18 protein-coding genes and 2 pseudogenes are annotated in these 20,830 nt (G+C 31.6%); 3 read left to right on the top strand and 17 right to left on the bottom strand.

Annotated features, from left to right (window positions below):
- Positions 1–10: 10 nt before the first annotated feature.
- The 9 genes from BUB32_RS01120 to BUB32_RS01080 all read right to left on the bottom strand — a co-directional run bounded on the left by BUB32_RS01120 (position 11) and on the right by BUB32_RS01080 (position 9,991).
- On the bottom strand, positions 11–385 hold the full coding sequence (locus BUB32_RS01120; RefSeq protein WP_042834136.1) for a hypothetical protein: 375 nt from the start codon (positions 383–385) through the stop codon (positions 11–13).
- A gap of 5 nt (positions 386–390) precedes the next feature.
- Entirely contained in the window at positions 391–597 is a 207-nt protein-coding gene (locus tag BUB32_RS01115; protein WP_003870223.1) for a 4Fe-4S dicluster domain-containing protein, read from the bottom strand.
- 23 nt (positions 598–620) lie between these two features.
- Positions 621–941 (bottom strand): NifB/NifX family molybdenum-iron cluster-binding protein, encoded by a 321-nt coding sequence (locus BUB32_RS01110; protein ID WP_072966707.1) that lies wholly within the window; start codon positions 939–941, stop codon positions 621–623.
- A 62-nt stretch (positions 942–1,003) separates the two neighbouring features.
- Entirely contained in the window at positions 1,004–1,291 is a 288-nt protein-coding gene (locus BUB32_RS01105; protein ID WP_072966705.1) for an ArsR/SmtB family transcription factor, read from the bottom strand.
- Positions 1,292–1,380: 89 nt separating this feature from the next.
- Positions 1,381–2,259: a damage-control phosphatase ARMT1 family protein gene (locus BUB32_RS01100; protein WP_072966703.1), complete on the bottom strand. Its 879-nt coding sequence runs from the start codon at positions 2,257–2,259 to the stop codon at positions 1,381–1,383.
- Between the two features lie 20 nt (positions 2,260–2,279).
- Positions 2,280–3,452, bottom strand: a complete 1,173-nt coding sequence (locus tag BUB32_RS01095) for a M28 family peptidase (RefSeq protein WP_072966701.1) — start codon at positions 3,450–3,452, stop codon at positions 2,280–2,282.
- Positions 3,453–3,478: 26 nt separating this feature from the next.
- Positions 3,479–5,767 (bottom strand): WD40 repeat domain-containing protein, encoded by a 2,289-nt coding sequence (locus tag BUB32_RS01090; protein WP_072966699.1) that lies wholly within the window; start codon positions 5,765–5,767, stop codon positions 3,479–3,481.
- Between the two features lie 93 nt (positions 5,768–5,860).
- Positions 5,861–8,365, bottom strand: a complete 2,505-nt coding sequence (locus tag BUB32_RS01085) for a transglycosylase domain-containing protein (RefSeq protein ID WP_072966697.1) — start codon at positions 8,363–8,365, stop codon at positions 5,861–5,863.
- Between the two features lie 456 nt (positions 8,366–8,821).
- Positions 8,822–9,991: an iron-containing alcohol dehydrogenase gene (locus tag BUB32_RS01080; protein WP_072966695.1), complete on the bottom strand. Its 1,170-nt coding sequence runs from the start codon at positions 9,989–9,991 to the stop codon at positions 8,822–8,824.
- Between the two features lie 418 nt (positions 9,992–10,409).
- Here BUB32_RS01080 and BUB32_RS01075 point away from each other — a divergent pair, with 418 nt between their 5' ends.
- Positions 10,410–11,804 carry an amino acid permease gene (locus BUB32_RS01075; protein WP_072966693.1) on the top strand — a complete coding sequence of 465 codons (1,395 nt, stop codon included), beginning with the start codon at positions 10,410–10,412 and terminating at the stop codon, positions 11,802–11,804.
- A 680-nt stretch (positions 11,805–12,484) separates the two neighbouring features.
- On the opposite strand, the gene BUB32_RS01065 is transcribed toward BUB32_RS01075, so the two are convergent.
- The 3 genes from BUB32_RS01065 to BUB32_RS01055 all read right to left on the bottom strand — a co-directional run bounded on the left by BUB32_RS01065 (position 12,485) and on the right by BUB32_RS01055 (position 15,355).
- Positions 12,485–12,877, bottom strand: a complete 393-nt coding sequence (locus BUB32_RS01065) for a hypothetical protein (RefSeq protein WP_072966689.1) — start codon at positions 12,875–12,877, stop codon at positions 12,485–12,487.
- A gap of 587 nt (positions 12,878–13,464) precedes the next feature.
- Entirely contained in the window at positions 13,465–14,529 is a 1,065-nt protein-coding gene (gene ulaG, locus BUB32_RS01060; protein WP_072966687.1) for an L-ascorbate 6-phosphate lactonase, read from the bottom strand.
- A 25-nt stretch (positions 14,530–14,554) separates the two neighbouring features.
- On the bottom strand, positions 14,555–15,355 hold the full coding sequence (locus BUB32_RS01055) for a Cof-type HAD-IIB family hydrolase (protein ID WP_072966685.1): 801 nt from the start codon (positions 15,353–15,355) through the stop codon (positions 14,555–14,557).
- 191 nt (positions 15,356–15,546) lie between these two features.
- On the opposite strand from BUB32_RS01055, the pseudogene BUB32_RS13320 reads away from it, so the two are divergent.
- Both BUB32_RS13320 and BUB32_RS13315 read left to right on the top strand, forming a co-directional pair.
- Positions 15,547–16,119, top strand: a pseudogene (locus BUB32_RS13320) (transposase); the annotation flags it as partial.
- A gap of 54 nt (positions 16,120–16,173) precedes the next feature.
- Positions 16,174–16,638, top strand: a pseudogene (locus BUB32_RS13315) (transposase); the annotation flags it as partial.
- A 202-nt stretch (positions 16,639–16,840) separates the two neighbouring features.
- On the opposite strand, the gene BUB32_RS01045 reads toward BUB32_RS13315, so the two are convergent.
- From BUB32_RS01045 to BUB32_RS01025, 5 genes are all read right to left on the bottom strand, one after another.
- Entirely contained in the window at positions 16,841–18,163 is a 1,323-nt protein-coding gene (locus BUB32_RS01045) for a PTS ascorbate transporter subunit IIC (protein ID WP_200773833.1), read from the bottom strand.
- 62 nt (positions 18,164–18,225) lie between these two features.
- Positions 18,226–18,513, bottom strand: coding sequence for a PTS sugar transporter subunit IIB (locus BUB32_RS01040; protein ID WP_234949190.1), 288 nt, complete (start codon positions 18,511–18,513; stop codon positions 18,226–18,228).
- A gap of 51 nt (positions 18,514–18,564) precedes the next feature.
- Positions 18,565–19,263, bottom strand: a complete 699-nt coding sequence (locus BUB32_RS01035) for an L-ribulose-5-phosphate 4-epimerase (protein WP_072966681.1) — start codon at positions 19,261–19,263, stop codon at positions 18,565–18,567.
- Between the two features lie 15 nt (positions 19,264–19,278).
- Entirely contained in the window at positions 19,279–20,139 is an 861-nt protein-coding gene (locus tag BUB32_RS01030) for an L-ribulose-5-phosphate 3-epimerase (RefSeq protein ID WP_072966679.1), read from the bottom strand.
- A gap of 21 nt (positions 20,140–20,160) precedes the next feature.
- Positions 20,161–20,814, bottom strand: coding sequence for a 3-keto-L-gulonate-6-phosphate decarboxylase UlaD (locus tag BUB32_RS01025; protein WP_072966677.1), 654 nt, complete (start codon positions 20,812–20,814; stop codon positions 20,161–20,163).
- Positions 20,815–20,830 lie beyond the last annotated feature (16 nt).

The following is a 20,830-nucleotide window of genomic DNA, read 5'->3' as shown; positions in this document are numbered from 1 at the left end:
TTTAGACAAACTATTTACTTTGAGATTGTTCTCTTTGAGCAACAGCTTTCTTTATTTCCTCAATAACCTGCTGTGTATTCATGTTTCTTATCTCGATTCCAATATGCTTATCTCTAGGAAATCCTACGTCATCAAAAGCATCTCTGTACATTTTTCTCTGCATTGTAGGATCACAGGCAGCAACATAAAGTTCATCTATTTGAGCTCCTCTTAATAATTCCCTTAAATACCTGTCTCCATCATCTGCACAAAGTTGAGGATGTAATCCTACCCATTCAAAAATTCCCTCTCTTCTTAGAGTGTTCAAAACTTCAAATGTATCCATCTCTTGAAATGATGGACATGTGCCTTGGCAGACACATAAAAGTAATCCTTTTTTACTCATAAAAATTACCTCCTATCTCCAAAATATGTTATAGCTTCATTATCACAAATTTTTGAACATCCACGGCAAAATTCCACGCAGTTGTCTGGATTTACAACAGCCGGATACCCATCGTCACCAATGGTATAAACGTCGTGTGGACAAAAGTTCACACATTGATAGCACTGAATGCATTTATCTTTATCTATTATAGGATACCAATTCTTTGCCACATATTTCACCTCCTCTCCAGCGTTTAAAGCTCTTTCAATATATCAGCTATCCTTCCATTTACATTCTTTATAACTTCTATATCATTTAATAAGAGCTCATTTTCTATGTCAGCATTATCTACAACTGAAATTACGATTTTTTGTGCATTGGTATTTTTGATAAAATCAACAAATTTTTGTGCATTTATTTCCTCTTCTTTAAAAAAGGGATTTTCTAAGTTTTTGACTTTCTTTAATTTTCCATTTTCAATTTCTGCAACAGTAAAATACTCTGATGAAACAATATTACTTCCTATATCGCTATTTAAGCCAAGATGGTTTTTTGATGCAAAAGCAATTATCATTTATATTAACCCCCCTCATATATTTTTATATTCGAATATTCGAATATAGCAAGTAAAAAAATTTATTTTGTGACAAGAAAGATATTTTTCACTTTCTCGATAATGTTTATGATATTTTCATCTGTTAAAGAATAAAAAATTATAGTACCTTCTCTTCTGGTTTTTACCATTTTATTTGCTCTTAATACCATTAAATGCCTTGATACATGGGATTGGTCTAAATTTAGTGCTGCCATCATTTGACATACGCACATTTCCCTCTTGCTTAAAAGCTCTATTATTTTTATTCTTGTAGGATGCGATAATGCTTTAAAGTATTCGGCAGCTTTATTATATACATCAGCTTCCACTTCTTTTCACCCTTTCATATAAATTATATTCGATTTTTCAAATATAGTCAAGTTAATTTTTTGTCAATTCGTTAATAATAAAGGTCAAATTACTCTACATTTAAAAAAGCGATATCAAGGCTTTTGAGATTAGTCTTTTTCATAATAAGATCACATTTGCACAAAAAAATAAAATAAATATTATGTCCATGAACATCTCCTAAAGTCTCAAAATTCCCTTGCCCTTTTGATATGATGATATCTGCTTTTTCAAACCACTTCATAAACTCTTCTGAGACTTCTTCTAAATCTGTGCCAGGTATATTTGTACCATTGTCAATAACACAGGCAAATTTATCTATCCCTACCATATAGGCATCTTCTTTTGTTACATCATTTAGTATATATCCTCCTCTTGTGACAAAAATTATTTGCAATTTAGGATTATAATTCTTTATCTCCTTTATTAAAAGCATATCCAAAACAATTTCTCCTGCATTATCACCTACATAAAGAAGATATTTACTCTTTTCAAGGTCTTTTTTAAATTTATTGTAGACTTCCATAGGAAACTCTTTTTTCAGAGTAGGTATAATTGCTTTCTCCATTACATTTTTTTCGACATTATCAAAAACTCCAAAATCTATGATATTCCCCGCTGCAGCAATTTTTACAGCAGTCAAAAGCCTGTCCGATGAGTTTTTTATAAGTTGCTCTAACTCATCTCCCAGATTTAACAATTTTTCATTAAAATATTTTCTCTCCTCCGAATAAAAGTCGTAATTTTCATCCAAGCCAAGATAACTTTTTAGAAGCTTATACGAAATGCCTGTTATATAAGGAGAAGCTTTAGAAGATGGTGTATTTATTATACTTTCCATCACATCTTTCAAATAGGTCACCTTTTCCTCATCACTTTTAAGGTATCTATCAGCCATTTTGTAAGCGTGGTTTAATACACAAGGAATACATTGTGGATCTAATTTCATCTATTATCACCTCAAATATTTTAGTTTTTATTACTTAATCTTTCTGCTACTTTAACTAAATACTCTTTAAAAAACTCTTCTTCATAACTTAATAGTTGTGTGTCAACATTTTCTATTGTATCTGTATGCCAATGGTAGTTACCTAGTCTTCCCTTTTCATCTTTTGCAAGAAACGCTATTGCACCAAATCCAGCGGCCATTGCTGGAAGAGCATCTGTAGGGAGGAGCAAATTTTTCATTTTTTGAACTTTTCCAGCATGACCTTTTGCCATCTCCTCTGCTATATCAAGTAACATTTTCCCAGCTTTTTTATAAAATATCATTCCTTCCCCCTCAAGGTATGTAACTTTACCAGTTCCAAGATTATCAAGTATGATGAATTTGGTCTCTTTAGAAAGTTTTTTACGGTATTCCCTTATGAAATTTTTCATTCCTCTTTCCCCTGTTTCTTCACTGCCAGTAAATAAAAATACCATGTCAACATTATCTGGAAATTTGTCTTTATGGTTTATATAATACTCTGCCAATGCTAAAGCTAAAGCTACCCCTGTGCCATTATCATTTGCCCCCTGTGTGTACCTACCCGTTACTTCACATATAGCCACAAAAATTATATTTGCAAAAACAATAACAAGTCCAATATACAATATTGCAGAAGCTATAACTTTTAAATTGAAAATATTAAACAAAATTCCAATTGGTATAAGCCCAAAACCCACATATGAAATGTTGTAAATAAAATTGAGACTATCTACAATCTTAGGATGAAACATTATACTGCCTCTTTGCGTATCATAATGAGCTGATACAATTATTCTTTTGCTGCGGCTTTCATCAAAACTTGTAAAAACATTTTGAGATAAAAACCTTGGCATCATGCTTGTTTCAACTGGCTTACCACTTACTTCTAATAACAAAAGGCTTATCGCAAATAAACTGAGTAAAAGTACTGCTATTTCTAAAGGTCCGCCGTACATCAATGAGAAAAAACCGCAAATAAATAGCAAAATACCCACTTGTAAAGGAAGCATATATAGATTGTCTCTTGTAGTTTTAAAAGTCTGCTTCTCAACTTTATACCCCATCCTCTTTAATTGTTGTAAAATATATTCTGCGGCTTGCCTTTCATTTTTTGTCGCAGAGCCCCTGTGCTCAAACTTAGTTAATTCTTTTAAATAGTCAATGCTTTTCAAATTAAAAGCCCCCATTCAACAAAATACTATTTATTGCGATATCTGTATACATAACCGTCTGCACAATACAAGTACAAATTCGTACCGTCATCTGTAATCGAAATATCATAAATACCACTCTTATGATAATAGGTATATAACGTATTCCCTTCACTGTCATACATGGTCAATTTATTAGCATTATTCATTATATTACTGTATTCCCGCGATAGAATTACAACGTACTTTCCATCAGGTGTCATGACTGCTTTTGTAATACCCCAATCTGAAGTTATATTTTTTATGGCTTTAAAATTATTGAAAAAAGTAATATCGTACTTTTTATAATCTTCACTGTAAGATATCAATACTGCAATTTTACCATCCTCAGACATTAATACATCTTGTATAATACCCTTGTTGGTATAACTCTCACTTAAGGGCATACCTTCTCTATTATAAAACGCAAATTCATCATCTAAGCTTCTTATAAAAAATATTTGGCCATTTCTCGAACTTTTTATAAAAGGCATATTGTTTTTCATATCTTTATTATAAAGCATTTTGCCACTAAAATCTAAAGCTAAATATCCTGAAAATTTACCGTCATTAAAACATGCAGTAACCACATTTTTATTTATATCTAATTTATAAACATGTATTGATTTAATTTTTTGTTCCCATATCATGTACCCTTTATCATTAAATAAGTCTATAAATGACCCATATTCCTCATTTTCAGGAGTGGATACAGCATAAGAAAAATATTTTCCATCAGGGGATACTGCAATTGAAGTGATTTGATGCCCATTTCTTATATATTTGTGAGATATCACCATTCCAGACTTATTGTAAACTATAATTTCACTACCATTGTCACCTTCTACAGCTAAAGCGATCATTTCCCCATTTTGAGACAAAGCGAAAAATTTAATCGGCTTGCTTGTATCTACAACCCAAAACTTATTACCATTCTTTGTTGCTTTTGTCAAAGTTCTATTTTTTGCAGCATAAATATTTCCCAGTTCATCTGTAAAAATAAAGGCATTTTCTGCATCAATATCTTCATTTAATAGTTTTTTCCAAATAGATTCAGGATATTTGCCATTTATAGGACGAGGTATGACATCTACTTTACCATTGTGATAGTCATACACTGATATAAATCTTGATGACTGTGCCATAATTCTTTTACCATCTGGAGAAAATCTAATCATAGCCACAGTATCATAAACTTTTGCAGTCCACACCATATTCCCGCTTTCATCCATAACACCTATGTAATCTTTACTCTTTGAATTAGGAACTGTCGTTCCATTTACCGCAAAGAAAGTATTGTTACCTTCAAAATGTACATCATTTATAAGCCCATAGTTCACTACAATATAATCTAAAAGTTTTCCATAACCATCATAAATCTTAGAAACTCCATAATTGCCTATGACAAATTTAGTCGCATTTTTATTAGTGTAAAATCGTTCTGTTGCCATCGGAATTTTTATCTTATTCTCATTTAATTTTTCTATATATAGCCCATCACCATAATAATTAGAAAACAAAATTGCATTTCCATCGCCAGATAATGCGGCCGAAACTTTTGTTATATTTAAATTTTCCCTCATTGTTGAAGAATAAATGGGCATTTTCATCCCTTTTATCAGATTCCCTTCTCGATTATATAAAAAAGTATTATTGGCTTTATTTTCACTATTTAAATCAACAAACAAAAACTTACTACTATCATCACTAAAATTTGCAAGTTGTGGTATTACCTTATCTATCTTTTTAACAATCTTCCCCTTGTTAAATAAAATAAATTCCCCATTAACCGGATAATTGTCCTTATAATGTACATTTGAAATAACAAGAACATTCCCATCAGGAGACAATATAGCATCTAATACATTTTTTTGATAGGCATCTTTTTGAACGTCTACATCAAAATTTAAAATTGTATTTAGTTTATCGTCATAAAGCGTTATTTCCGTCTCTCCTTTTTTAACAACAAATCTATCTAGAGCCCTATCTAATATTCTGTAATCTGCTTTTGTACCTAAAAACTTTTCTTTAATCATTTCACTTTTTTTATATGTTCTTAAATATATGCCACCGTCTTTGTAAACCAAAGTAACAATTTTGTCATTGGATATAAAACCCGTATCGAAAAACCTTTCTCCATTGCTTCGAATTACCCAAAGGGGCAAATTTCCATCCTGTGAAATGATAGCTGCCATATTATTTTTAGGAGGCTTTATAGCTTCCCCTGGCGTTTTTAAATCACTACATCCTGATAAAATTACCACTAAAATGACTATTAAAAAAATAATTTTTTTCAAATTGACCCCTCCAACCATCCATTACCTTAATAATAGCACATTTTATAAAAAAAGCATACTCGAAAGCTAGCCTTTCGAGTATGCTTTTTAAAATTACGGGTTTTTATTGCCGTTTGTTGGAGGTATCGGATTGGTCGGACTTTGCACTTCGTTATTTGGATTTTGCGGCGTAGAGCCATTATTGTTTGTAGGTGTAGTCGGTTCTCCAGCAGGAGGGAGTTGAGTAGTGCCATTGTTGGAAGGCGGTGGCACCACATCCGATGGAGTATTAGGAGCATTGTTTGGTTCATTATTTCCTGGCAATATTGAAGTAGTATCATCATATTGCGTCGGTACTACATACTTGCCATCAGCTGCTACTGCATTTTGTTCTGGTGTTCTTCCAGGTGGATCTATAAATACAGCATCTTTTACAAGGTCAGGAGGCGTTAAAGCAGTTGCAAGTTTCCCATTTTGAGAATTTATTTTTGCTGTAACATGAACAGTGCAATAAGTGGTAGGCTGTGTACCCTGTACAAAAATTTCAGTATAGGTTCTGTCACCTCTAGGATCCAAATGGCACAAATCTGTAGGAAGTTCCCCTGAATCCTTGCATACTGTGACAGAAATAATTCCCGGTGGTCTTACAAAATCTTTATAAGGTAAATCTTTGTGTATTTGAAGCATCACCGTCTTCCACAACTGAGCAGGATAACTGCCACCTACTACCCTAGTACCCGTTCTGGTATCGTACAATGAAATAGAATTATTATCATAGCCCATCCACACAGTAGCAACATAATAAGGAGTAAAACCTGAAAACCATGCATTACTGTAATTGTCAGTAGTACCAGTTTTACCAGCAACAGGCATATTAGGAAGTCTCGCACGAGTACCTGTACCGTATTTTACAACATCTTGCATCATGCTCGTTAATATATAGGCGTTTTGCTCGCTTAAAACTACATGTCTTAACGGTTTATTTTCTAAAATCAAATTCCCCTCAGAATCTGTAACTTTAGTAAAAGTAATGGGTGTTGTATAAACTCCTCCATTTGCAATTGCACCATAAGCAGCAGCTTCTTGAAGAGGCGTAACTCCCTTGTAAAGGCCCCCAAGAGCAAGAGCGGGCAAATACATATCGTTCTTGGTTATATCAAGTCCAAATTTTTTACCATAGTTTGCAGAAGTAGCTATACCTACCCTATCAACGACTTTGACAGCAGGGATGTTTAATGAATGAGTCAAAGCTTCTCTCAACGTTACAAGTCCCCTATAAGTAGAACTTTCGTAATTATGAGGAGTCCAATTGCCAAAAGTTGTTGGAACATCATCAACAACTGTCGCTGCTGTGAGCCCAGTTTCTAAAGCCGGTCCATAAACCGTAAGAGGTTTTATTGAAGAGCCCGGTTGTCTATAAGCTTGAGTTGCCCTATTGAATCCTCTAACTATATTAGAAGTATCGCGTCCCCCAACAAGTCCCTTAACTTCTCCTGTTCTCCAATCCATTACAACCATTGCACCCTGAACTTCGTCTTTAATCTTTGAATTCATAGGAAAAAGTTCTGGGTTTTTAAAAGCTTCTTCAATATAATTTTGTATTCTCGAATCCATTGTCGAATAAATTCTGAGTCCACCATTATATATTTTGTTTATTGCTTCGTCATGAGAGATATCGAGTTTTTTAGACAATTCATCTGCTACATCATTTATGACTTGGTCTATAAAATATTTATGGTCATATGTGGTAAAATTCGTCTTTTTAAATACCAATTTCTCTGCTATTGCTTTATCGTACTGTTCTTTAGTAATATACCCCTGTTTAAGCATTTCTTTTAAAACAAGGTGCTGCCTTTCTGTAGCAGCTTCTAAATTGGCATAAGGTGAATATAAAGAAGGATTATTCGTAATACCAGCAATCATAGCACATTCTGCTAAGTCTAACTGGCTTACATCTTTGCCAAAGTAAGCCAAAGCTGCTGCCTGAACCCCATAAGCATTTACATTAGGTCCTCCAAGATATATTGTATTAAGGTATGCTTCAAGTATTTGCTCCTTTGTATACTTTTGCTCTAATCTCCACGCAAGTACAGCCTCTTGTATTTTTCTGGTAAGCGTCTTTTCACTAGAAAGCATAGTATTCTTTACAAGCTGTTGCGTTATAGTACTTGCGCCTTCAACAGGCTTACCCCCTGCTTTAATATCGGCAATGAGTGCTCCAATAATTCTTATGGGATCAATTCCCAAATTATTTTTATAAAACCTTTGATCTTCTATAGCCACAAAAGCATTTTGCAAGTCTTTAGGTATTTTCTCTATAGGAACCCATAGCCTATTATCAGCACCATGAAGTATTGCTACTCTTTGCCACTGACCATTACTGTCCTTTGCATATACAATGGAGGATTGGCTCTGCGCTGTCAAAGCTTCCTGCGAAATCGGAGGAGTATTTTTTATTATAGCTAAAACTTTTCCGCCAATTGCCCCCATCCCTGCAAATACTAAGATTATAACGGCATATATTATAAATTTTAAAATACTTCTTGCTGTACTTTTATTTTTCCCTTTTTCTTTATGCCTTTTTCTTTCACTGCGCTTTAAATTTGCGTTATTATCCATATTGATCCCCCATATTAAAATTACTAATTTCTACTGTGTCATATTGATTATATCACAAATCATATCAATTTTTTATGTCCAATTTGTAACAAATTATTAACTAATTATAAAATATAAAATCCCATTAAAAAAGTCAGTCAAGAATGACTGACTTTTCAGACTGTAGACAAACTTTCGTAAAGGAGCTATTTTGTATAAGGAGTGACTTGTGACAAAGCGGTAACAAAACTTAGCAAGACCGAAGGTGGAGGCAGGGCCGAAGCCAAGGATGGCGGAGGCGGGCACCTTAAGGCATGGATGCCGATTGTGCCCGGTACCCTACCGGAACCTGAAGGTCGAGTTTTAGTTTTGTCGCTTTGGAACATCGGAGCGACGATACAAAATATCTCCTTTGAATATTTTTTACTTTGTTAACAAACTGAAAAGTCAGCCAATAATGACTGACTTTCAGAAATCTTACTTTGCTAAGTTATATATATTGATGACATCTTCCTTTCCTAACTTTACGAAATTGCCAAGTTTTTTAGTATCATTCGCTGTAGCTTTATTGGCCATTTCTTCAAATCTGTCATCAGAAATGCCTGCTTCTTTGAGCGTAACAGGAAGACCAATCTCTTTAAAAAATTCTGTCATTCGTCTTATACCTTCCAACGCTATCTCTTCGAGGTTTTCATAAGGTAGGTCCACATCCCATACTCTTACAGCAAATTGTACAAAACGATTTATATCATGCTTGTAAACATATTTCATCCACGCTGGAAAAATAATTGCAAGTCCTGCTCCATGGGCAATATCGTAAATAGCACTTAGTTCGTGTTCAATCCTATGGGAAGCCCAATCTCCTATTCTTCCTGTGCTTAATAAATCATTGTGTGCAATGGTACCCGCCCACATAATTTCTGCCCTTGCATTATAATTTGTTGGGTCTTTTAGCACTATTCTCACATTATTTATAACAGTTTTTAAAGTAGCCTCACAAAGTCTATCAGTTAAATCAACATTTTTCACATTTGTAAAATACCTTTCCATTACGTGGGCCATAATGTCTGCAACACCACAGGCTGTTTGATAATTAGGCAATGTATATGTAAGCTCTGGATTCATAATTGCAAATTTGGGCCTTATCAGCTCATGATGAAATCCTATTTTAAACCACCCGTCTTCATTTGTAATAACTGTAGAGTCGCTGGCCTCACTTCCTGTTGCAGGAATAGTTAAAATGACACCTACAGGTAAAGCCCTTTCAAGCTTCGCTTTTCCTGCAAAAAAGTCCCATACATTGCCTTCATAGGGCACTCCCATTGCAATAGCCTTTGCAGTGTCAATAACGCTTCCTCCGCCAACAGCTAAAATAAAATCGATATTATTTTCTCGGCATAATTTTATTCCTTCCTGCACAAGGCTAAGCCTAGGATTAGGTTTTACCCCTGATAGCTCTATAAACTCAACTCCAGCTTCTTTTAAAGAATTTACAACTTTATCATATAAGCCAGATTTCTTTATGCTTCCTCCACCATAGCAAAATAATACTTTGCTGCTATACTTTTTTACCTCTTCACCCACTTGATGTTCTGTTCCTTTACCAAAAATAATCTTTGTAGGGCTTGAAAAAACAAAGTTTTCCATAAAATCACTCCCCCAAGAGTTTTTTATCATGTTGCCATATGTGAAATTACAAGATGTCAAAATACATTAATAAAAATGCCTCTTAGAAAATTATAACACAAAGGGAGAAAATAATGAAATGGGATTTTATATTTATTAATACGACATTTTTGCTAATTTCAATCTGTACTTGGAGCTAAAGAAAGTGCCTTAAAAATATTATTCATAAAAAAGAATAAATAATTGTATAATATGTAAGTATTAGTATAACAAAGAACTGCTAAGATTAATAGTCCTATTCTCAATAAAATAAAGTTTAACTCGCTTATTTGTATATTTTTTATAACGTTTACTCTTTTTCTTGTGTCCACATAAAGTGTATAATAAATTATGTCAAAATTTCATCTTTTAATAATTTGTTAGTGGGAGGTAAAAGCAAATGAAAAAGACCATGAGGCTTTGGGATATCATACTCATGAACGTAACAGCCATAATAGGCCTAAGATGGCTCCCTATAGCTGCTAGTTATGGTGCTGCTTCAATAATACTCTGGATTCTTGCCGCACTTTTATTTTTTATCCCAACTGGACTTGTCTCTGCAGAATTAGCTACTACCTGGCCAGAACAAGGTGGTATGTACGTTTGGGTTAAAAAGGCTTATGGAGAAAAATGGGGTTTTATAACATCATGGTTTTACTGGATAAATAATCTTTTTTATTATCCCTCACTTCTCACATTTGTTGCAGTAACTTTATCCTATATAATTAATCCATCTTTAAAAGAAAACAAACTATATATAATTGCAGTTACCTTAATAGTTTTTTGGATTGTAACACTTATAAATATAAAAGGAACAAGTTTTGGTAAATGGCTTTCAAACTTCGGTGGCCTTTTTGGAACACTTTTGCCAGGAATAATATTAATAATCCTTGGTTTAATAGCCTTATTTACACGACCAATACCAACAGATTATTCATTAACAAACTGGATACCTAATTTAAATAAAATGTCAAATATCGCTTTTTTGTCAACCTTAATGTTTGCAATGGCAGGAATTGAATTAACTCCAATTCTTGCAGGAGAAACAGAAAATCCCCAAAAAACATTTCCTCTAGCAACAGTAATTTCTGCATTTATAATAGCAGGCATATATATTATTGGAACTGTTGCTATAACGTTTATAATATCGCCCGAAAAAATTGGAGCAGCCAGTGGAATCATGCAAGCAGTAGAATTAATAAGCAAAGAAATTAATCTTAGCTTTTTAGTTCCTCTTTTTGTAATTACAATTTTAATAGGAAGTTTAGGTGGTATAGGCGTTTGGGTGTTAGGCCCAATTAAAATGTTATTCGAAAGCACAAAAGAAGGTATATTTCCTGAATTCTTTACAAAATTAAATAAATATGATATGCCACAAAATGCAATGATTTCCCAAGCAATATTAGTTAGTTTGATAATAATTTCTACAACTTTCTTACCAACAGTCGAAATAATTTATGCAGTTTTAGTACTTATGACTACTATAACTTACTTTATACCATACCTCTTTATGTTTTCTTCTTTTATAACACTTAGAAAAAAATACAAAGATATTACAAGGCCTTTCATGATACCCGGAAATAAGGTATTGCCATATTTAGTGGCCATTATAGGTTTTCTATCAGTTATGCTTGCTATAGTTTTGTCTTTCATTCCACCCAGTGATTTAAAAACCATGAAAGATATAGTTATCTACGAAATTGAAGTAATAGGCGGACCTTTTATATTGGGATTTATTGGGTATTTGTTGTATATACGATATGAAAAGAAAGAGATTCGTAAGCACAATTCATAAAAATAAGACACAGACAAAGGGGACGGTTCCTTTCATCCGAAAAATTCAGACAAGAGGAACCGTCCCTTTTGTCTCACTTTGTCTCAGGTAATTAAACTGCCTCTTTCTCATTTTTTTAACTAGGATTTCTATGATTTGCTTTCAACTGTATCTTAAAATTATATATCCTATATACAAAAATAATAGAGAAACAAATATATCTAATATATTTTCCGTACTTGCAAAAGACTTCATATCCATAGATACAATAGATTTAATAATTATAATAATGCTAAATAAGCCAACTATAGTAAATATTATTCCGATAATTTTTAACAGTCTTTTTTTTAATTCCAATTATTAAATCCTCCTAACTCCAAAAATATTTTTTATAATTATTTAAAATTATACTTAAATTGTACTTTAAAAACCTATAGAAAGCAATTTTACTATCTTGCCTATGCTATAAATTCAAATTCCTATACATATATAACTTAAGCTAGCAATCAATATATAAAAATGCTTGTTTAACAGTATAAAATGCAATTCCTACAGCAATACATGCTATTTTTTATTTTCGGATTTAATTAATTAAAATATTTGCCTCACAACCTTTTCGATTATATAGCATAGCTATCAAGCAAAAATGCTTTACTTATAATTATTCTATATTTCATTATAATAAAATTCATCATAATAATTTATTGTAAAGACATTATTTGTAATACATTTTCGATTAGTATATATTGTTTTTCTAGACCTGTTATAGTTACCGCTAAACTGCGTCCACCATCTAATATTTGCGCTGAATAATCTTTTTGTTCCCATTCATAACCTGTTGGAACTGAATAACCATCATACCAAGAATCAACACTATTACATGATGTAAATTGATTCCTTTGATAATAATTATTATGCACATAATCAAATTTGACTAGTATATTCAACCAAGTTGAAAAATGTACATGCTTTCGATGTATTAGTTTTCCTGAACTGTTTAATGTACTTACTATATTATTATTTATTTGTTCATTTGGCTCATTACGTACTTCTTTTAAATTAATAAAATTTTTGTTGCTAACTTGTCTTTCCATCAGGTATTTTTCAAATTCTTCTACATTTGAAAACTTTTGTGGTTCAATTCCTGGAGGAAGAACTTTAACGTCAGAAAGAACTATGTTATATTTTTTTGTAATAATTCAAGTTTTGATTTCATTGTCATATCTTTTACGTTATTTAAATCATCAGCAAAAACAAGGTTAAAAGATGAAACAGTAAGAAATAACACAACTAGAAGTAATGAAACTAACTTTTTTATCAATTTTTTCTCCTCCCTCTAATATTACGTATTTTTTGATCAATTCTTTATCGAATTGATTTCTTCACTTTCATTTTACAGCGATATTTTCTCAATATCTACTATATTTTTGTATAGTTTTTGCATAAAAAATAAAAAACTATACAAAAATATAGTTTTTATGTTAACCAATCTTTATTAAATTTAACTTTTCTTACAACTTTTGAAACAGATTAATTATGCAAGAATATATTATTAGAGTAATCAGACAAAGGGGACGGTTCCTTTTATCTAAAAAATTCAGACAAGAGGAACCGTCCCTCTTGTCTGACGAAACCGTCTTCAGTCTATCAATCACCTTTGTCTCAAATATAACTATTTTGGTTATAAAAAATATGGATATGGAAGATCATTATCATTAGCAAAGCAATCGTCAAATCCTCTAGGATGGTGATATTCTCTTGCGTCTTTGTCCTCTGGATATATAAATTTACCTCCAACTTGCCATATAAAAGGTTTAAATTTATATTTCAATATATTTTTTTTCATTTCATAAAGTATACTTATTTCTTTGGGATCAGCCTGAAAATTTGTCCAAATATCATAATGAACAGGTATTATAACTTTTGTTTTTAAAGCTTCAGCCATTCTTAAAATATCACAAGCAGTCATTTTATCTGTAACACCTCTCGGATTTTCACCAAAAGAAGCTAAAGCCACATCTATATTATGTTCATTACCATGTTTTGCGTAGTAATTAGAATAATGTGAATCTCCACTATGATATATATTACCTCCTGATGTTTTTATTAAATAATTTACAGCTCTATCATCAAGACTTGGCGGCATCTTACCTTTTAGTGTGATTCCTTCAGGAGCTGTAATAGCAACTGTCCTATCAAATGATTCAAGCGCTAATATTTCTATATCTTTTACTTTTACCATATCTCCTGGTTTTACAATTACACATCTTTCTTCAGGTACTCCCCAACTAACCCACAAATCAACACATGTTTTAGGACCTATAAATTTGACAGATTTATCGCAATTTTTAACAACTGCAGCAGCAACATTTATATCAATATGATCACTATGAGCATGTGTAGCCAAAACAGCGTCAATCTGTTTAATTGCAAACGGATCTAAAACAACAGGCACGTTTCTCAAATTCGGTTGTACCCTCCTACCTCCTGTCATTCTTGCCATTTGATGATGTGAATCCATAAACTCTTTTTTCTTAGTTTTTTTACCTGTACCAACCCATAAATCAATACATATATTAGTATTTTTTTCTGATTTAACCCAAACTCCCGTGCATCCCAACCACCACATTACAAAAGTATTAGATTTGACAACTTCTTTCTCTATTTCTTCATTTAACCAGGTCCCCCATTCTGGAAAAGTATTTAGTATCCAACTTTCTCTTGAAATTTCATCAATTTTACCCATTAAAATCATACCTCCAAAATAAAATTTATAGATTTAGAAAATCTTTGATAATGTGTGAAACTCCACTTTCATTATTGCTGTATTGGGAAATATCATGCCAATTATTTTTTAGCTCTATATCAGAGTTTTTCATAGCTACACCTATACCTGCAAAATTCAACATACTTATGTCATTCAATGAATTACCTATTGCTAAAATATTTTCTTTTTTTATATTCAAGTATTCAGATAAAATTTCTAGAGCTCTACCTTTATTTGTATTTTTATTTGTAATTTCCAAATTTCCAGTCTTAGATGATGTATATGAAAACATGTTTTTATATTTAGATTTATTTATAATTTTTTTAGTAAAATATTTCAATTTTAATTCATCATCTTTTAAAACAATCATATATGGTTCCTCATCTATTTTTTCAATATCACATATTTCATATTTAGTCTTAAAAATTTGGGAATAATTCTCAGCTTCCTTATTAAAATTTTTAATATAAAATTTATCTTCTATATATACTTTTGCATAAACATTTTCTTTCAATGCTTCATTTAAAATCCACCTTGCCAAATCTAATGAGATCGTATTCTTATAATAGAGATATCCAAAATAAGAGTCCCTAATTAAAGCACCATTATAGCACACCATAGGTATATTAATTCTCATTTCTTGTGCATAAGAGTTTGCGGAAATATAAGATCTAGCCGTTAAAAAAACAATATATATTCCTTTCTTTAAACAGTTGTATATAGTTTCTTTATCTGTATCACTTACTTTCAAATCATCATTTAGCAAAGTTCCATCCATATCCATAGCTACCATCTTTATAAACATTGAATCACTCCATAAACATTTAAAATATAAACTTGTATAAAATTCAAAACCCTTAATTTAAGCCATTCTACAGACATACTTTTTTCCTATCACTCTTGAATTTTTTATCTTTTATGTAGGATTTCCCCTCCCATTTGTCGAATTATTATATATACACTATAAAATATTTTTTAAGAAGGATGAAATCCTACATGTACCAGCTTCAATTACTTTTAAATATACCTGAACTCTTTACCTCTCAGTCTAAAATTGATTTCTATTCTTCTATGTTTGAAAATCTTGACCTGTCTTCAATACCTGAATTCCCTTCCTCTAGTCCTGGCCGTAAGGGTTACTCTCATCATGCACTTTTTAGAGCTTTTATTGTTATGAAAGCTGAAAGATTCGGTACAATTTCTGACCTTTTAGATTATCTCCGCAATAATCTTATTATTGCTCATCTTTGTGGCTTCGACATTTCTAAACCTCTTCCTTCTTATTGGACTTTTCGCCGTTTTATTAATGAGTTCTCTTATGATTATTTGACCTCTATTTTTCAAAATCAGGTCAATATCCTCAAAAATATGGGTATTATCTCAGGTGAATCTATTTCCATGGATTCTACCCCTATTAAAGCTAACACTAGTTAAATAACCTTAGTCTTTTTGTAAAAATAAATTCTCTAAAGATAATCAGCCTAAGTCTTTTAGGATTGTAAATTAGAAGTTTATTCTGTTTCTAATAAATGCTATAAGTTTTATTGGTGTCATAAAAATTATATTATTGTTGATGCTATCTATATATCTCTGGTTTACCTATCACTGAAATTACTATCCCTGTTGACTGATGATGGTTATATAGTTTGTAATAAAGCGGATATTAAAATGCCAAGGACGGCAAGCAATATTTTGATGATTTTATTAAGCAAAAATTTGTTTGCAAGTTATGTCAATTCTAAAGATGACTCTGCTTGCCCTATAAAACATTCTAAATATTTTAATGGCAAAAAGCATATAGGCTGTAGCAAGTATGCTATTATATTTTCTGACTTATAGGTCTTCTATTCTTCTATTAATATAGACTCGCTATATTTTAAGGCTGTCTATAAATTGAAGATTTAATAATAAAGATAAATTTAGCTTTAAAGCTCTGGATTTTGAAAAAGCTTATGTCAGAAATATTAATTCCTTCAACAACCTTAATACTTTTTGCCATGTTACTTTGTTTACTGTTAATATTGTAACTATTAAGTTAGGTAAATTCGATAAGTTTAAATCTCTGTTGGTCTAATGCAATTGGCTTAAATTTCGCTGAATTTAGTTTATAGTACTTTTTAACATTTGACTTCTACAGGATATTTATGCCCTGCTTTAGCTCCTCTTTTTGTCTTTTCTTTTCTCTTATCCCTTTATGTTTGATTGTCAGTCTTGATTACTATATACTGTATGTCATACATATTCTGGCTTTTAGTAATAACTATTTTAATTAATTTTACACATTCCTAATTTATAATGCAAACCCAAATATACTACCAACAAACTTAATAATATATAATACAGGTAGCCAAATAATAGTCCAGTCAATATTAGAGAACATCAAACCAGAACCATATACCGGTCCCATTAAGGGATATAATACTACAAGCCCCAGATGTGCTATGAAACTATTTACAAATCCAGCAAGTAATGCTCCTTTCCATCCGCCTGCTTTATTTCCAAATACTCCAACCAATCCTCCGTCAAAAACCATTATTATTGGGCTAGGAAAAATAATTATTGAACTTTTTATTGCAATTAAAAGCCCTAAAACTAATATTGCAGCTATTACTGATCCTAAAAAGCCAATAATTGAAGCTATTGGTGAATAAGGGAAAAATACTGCACAATCGACTGCAGGTATTGCATTTGGTATGACTTTGTCAGATATCCCTTTAAAAGCTGGTACTATAGCAGAAATAAGCATTCTTACTCCTGATAAAAGTATAATCATACCTGCTGCAAAAGTTAAACTTTGTATTATTGTCCATACAACCCAATTAGTTTTAGGACCACTCAAAGTAGCCATATTCTTTGGTCCAATTGCAATCCCTATTCCTAAAAATATTAATAACATTATTACAGTAGTTACAATTGTATTGTCCCTAAATATAGAAAGAAAACCTGGCAACTTTAAATCTTCTGCATCTTGCGTTTTATCCCCAAACCATTTTCCAATAAAGTGAGCCATAAAAGCACCACTTTGATTACAATGTCCAACTGTTATTACGTCATTTAAAAAAGGCCTTCCTACTATTCTGGGAAGTGAAGGTGAAAAAGTCCAATAGAGAGCTGCTAAAATTGATGCAAAAATTATAACTGAATTACCACTTATCTTTATTACATTAGGCAAAGCTAAATTCAGAAATGTGGCTAGAAAAAACATCATATGTGCAGTTAAATAAACATTTTTATTGTTTTTAAAAGGAATAATTCTGACAAGCAAAACATGTATTAAAAAACCCAAAATAAATGTTATTGTTATAGCATCGGCAAGCTTTGTACCCATAGCAACACCAAAAGCTGCCTCATTCGCAGGCATAACACCTTTAATGCCTAATGTACTGCTCAAAGTATTTATAAGAGGTCCAATAGATGACGTTAAAATCCCAGCACCACTTGAAAGTAAAACCATACCTATCATAGTTTTGACTACACCATCTACTACTTCTGTACTTTTTTTCTTCTGCAATAAAAGGCCTATTAAGGAAACCAACCCCAAAAATATAGGGGCTTTATCCATTAACTGGAACACTATAAAATGTATAACAACATTATTTATTATTGAACTCACATTTTATACCCCCTTTTATTTATTTTAAAATCACTAACTATACTTTAAATTAGAAGTAAAAACTAAATTTTACTATATTTTTTAAAAATAGGTGCCAAAACTTCTTCTATTTCCTTTATTGCAACGAAATTGGAAATTACTATTGTTTTATCTTTTATGTTTTCCGGTAAATTTTCAAATATTTCTTTTGTAGTAACATATATGTCTCCATTTGTTGATGTAACACTACCTAAATCACATGAATCTACATTACCATTAATATCTAGTTTTTTTAGTAAATTCTCAACATTAAGTTTCGCAATAACACTAGAACCAACACCCATCCCACAAACTGTAACAACTTTAATCAACATTTCACCTCCTTTCCGTTTTTTTAGTAGCATATATCAAAAATATTCGTTTTATTTATGAATATTTTGTCCATAATATGCATTTTGACCATGTTTGCGCAAATAATGTTTATCTAATATATACTTCTCTATTTTTTTATTGTTTCCATTCATTAATAATGTATAATATGCCATCTTAGCTATTTCCTCCATCACAACAGCATTATAAATTGCTTCTTCTGGATTTTTTCCCCAAACAAATACACCATGTTTGTTTACTAATACACCAGGAATATTAGTATACTCTTTATCTTTAAAACATTCTAAAATTACTTTCGCAGTATTCCTTTCATAGTCATTTAATACTTCATTTTCTGTTAAATCTCTTGTACAAGGTATTGAACCATAAAAATGATCAGCATGAGTTGTACCTAGAGGTGGAATATCTTTCCCAACTTGAGCCCAAATGGTTGCCCAGGTAGAATGGGTGTGTATAATTGAACCCACCTCATCAAAGTTGTTGTATAATTCTAAATGAGTTGCAGTATCAGATGATGGATTTAAACTCCCTTCCACAATTCTTCCATTTAAATCAACTACTACCATTTGATCTGGTGTAAGTTCAGTATAGGGAATACCACTTGGTTTTATAACAATAAGTAATTTCTGTCTATCTATTGCACTTACATTACCCCATGTATAAATAACAAGCCCTTTATTAAATAATTCAATATTCGCCTTACAAACTCTTTCCTTCAATTCTTCAAGCATGTTTTCACCTTCTTCTTATTCAAGTTTAAAGCCGGCTTTTCTCATTTTATCTACTATCCATAATCTTGCATTGTATATTGTATTATAAGATATTTCTAAATCTTTATCTGATGACCACATCTCAATAAGATAAGGACCATTAAATCCAATCTCATTTAATTTTTTGAAGCATCTGACAAAGTCCACTACTCCATTTCCAAAAGGTACTCTCCTATATTGGCCAGGAAGTGTATCTTTCAAATGTATTGCCACAATATTACCCATCCCTGCCTCTATTTCATTCTCCACATTAAATCCCCATGCTGTTAAATTCCCTATATCTGGATAAATTTTAAACCAAGGTGAGTTATAATAATTTACATATTCCAATGCTTTGTTAACTGAATTGACAAGTTCATAATCCATAGTTTCTATTGCAAGCATCACTTGTGCTTTTGAAGCCCATTCTATTGCTTGTAACAAATTTTGTTTAAACATGTTTTTGGTATATTCTGTACTTTTTTCATAGTAAACATCATATCCAGCAATTTGTATTGTCCTTATTCCTAATAAATTTGAGAATATTATTGCTCTTTTCATTATATCTAGTGCTTTGTTTCTAATATTATAATCAGTACTACCTAGTGAATAGCGTCTATGAACACTAAGGCACATAGATAATATTGGTATTCCGGCTTCTTCAATTATATTTTTAAATTCTTTTAACTCTTTTTCATTCATATAAAGTCGTTTTATCCTTTCATCATTTTCATCAATAGAAATTTCTACAAAATCAAATCCTGCTCTTTTTGCAATAACTAGTTTTTCATAAAATGATAAATCATTTGAAATAGCTTTTTCGTATATACCAATTGGTATTTTAGTAAGGTCAAACATCTTAATCACCCTATTCTAAATTTATCCCCAATATTTCTTTATTGCCGTTTTAAACTCCTTTGCAGCTTCTAAGGGGTCTTTTGAATCTCTTATACTCCTTCCAGCTATAAATATATTTATCGCCATATCTTTGAATAATTTTAAATCTTTAACTGTAATACCACCAGTAACACTTACTTTAAACCCCATATTTATAAGTCGTTCAATATTATTCAAATCATGTACATCCCATGTTTGTCCAGCTGCTTGAGCATCTCTACCTCTGTGATAAACTACCTGTTCAACGCCTACTTCTTTCCACTGTTTTGCTTGTTCAAATGTCCAACTACCAGTTAATTCGATCTGAATATCCTTATTTCTTTTTTTGGCTTCTTTTAAAGCAGCTTTCACTGTGTCTATTGGTGCACAACATATAACTGTTGTCCAATCTGCTCCTGCATCAAAAACCATTTTTGATAATATCTCTCCTGCATCAGCAATTTTTATGTCTGCAAGTATAATCTTGTCTGGATACATTGCTTTTAAGTTTTTAACTGTACTCATTCCTTCGGAACAACATAAGATTGTACCAATCTCAATTATGTCAATCTCCTTATATACCAACTGCATAGTTTTTATTGCTTCTGAAAGCATTTGATCATCTAAAGCAATTTGTAACTTCGGTAAATTATTCATTAACCAATCCTCCCAT

Source organism: Thermoanaerobacter uzonensis DSM 18761, assembly GCF_900129115.1.
GTDB lineage: Bacteria > Bacillota > Thermoanaerobacteria > Thermoanaerobacterales > Thermoanaerobacteraceae > Thermoanaerobacter > Thermoanaerobacter uzonensis.
This window is presented reverse-complemented; position numbering and strand designations above follow the sequence as displayed.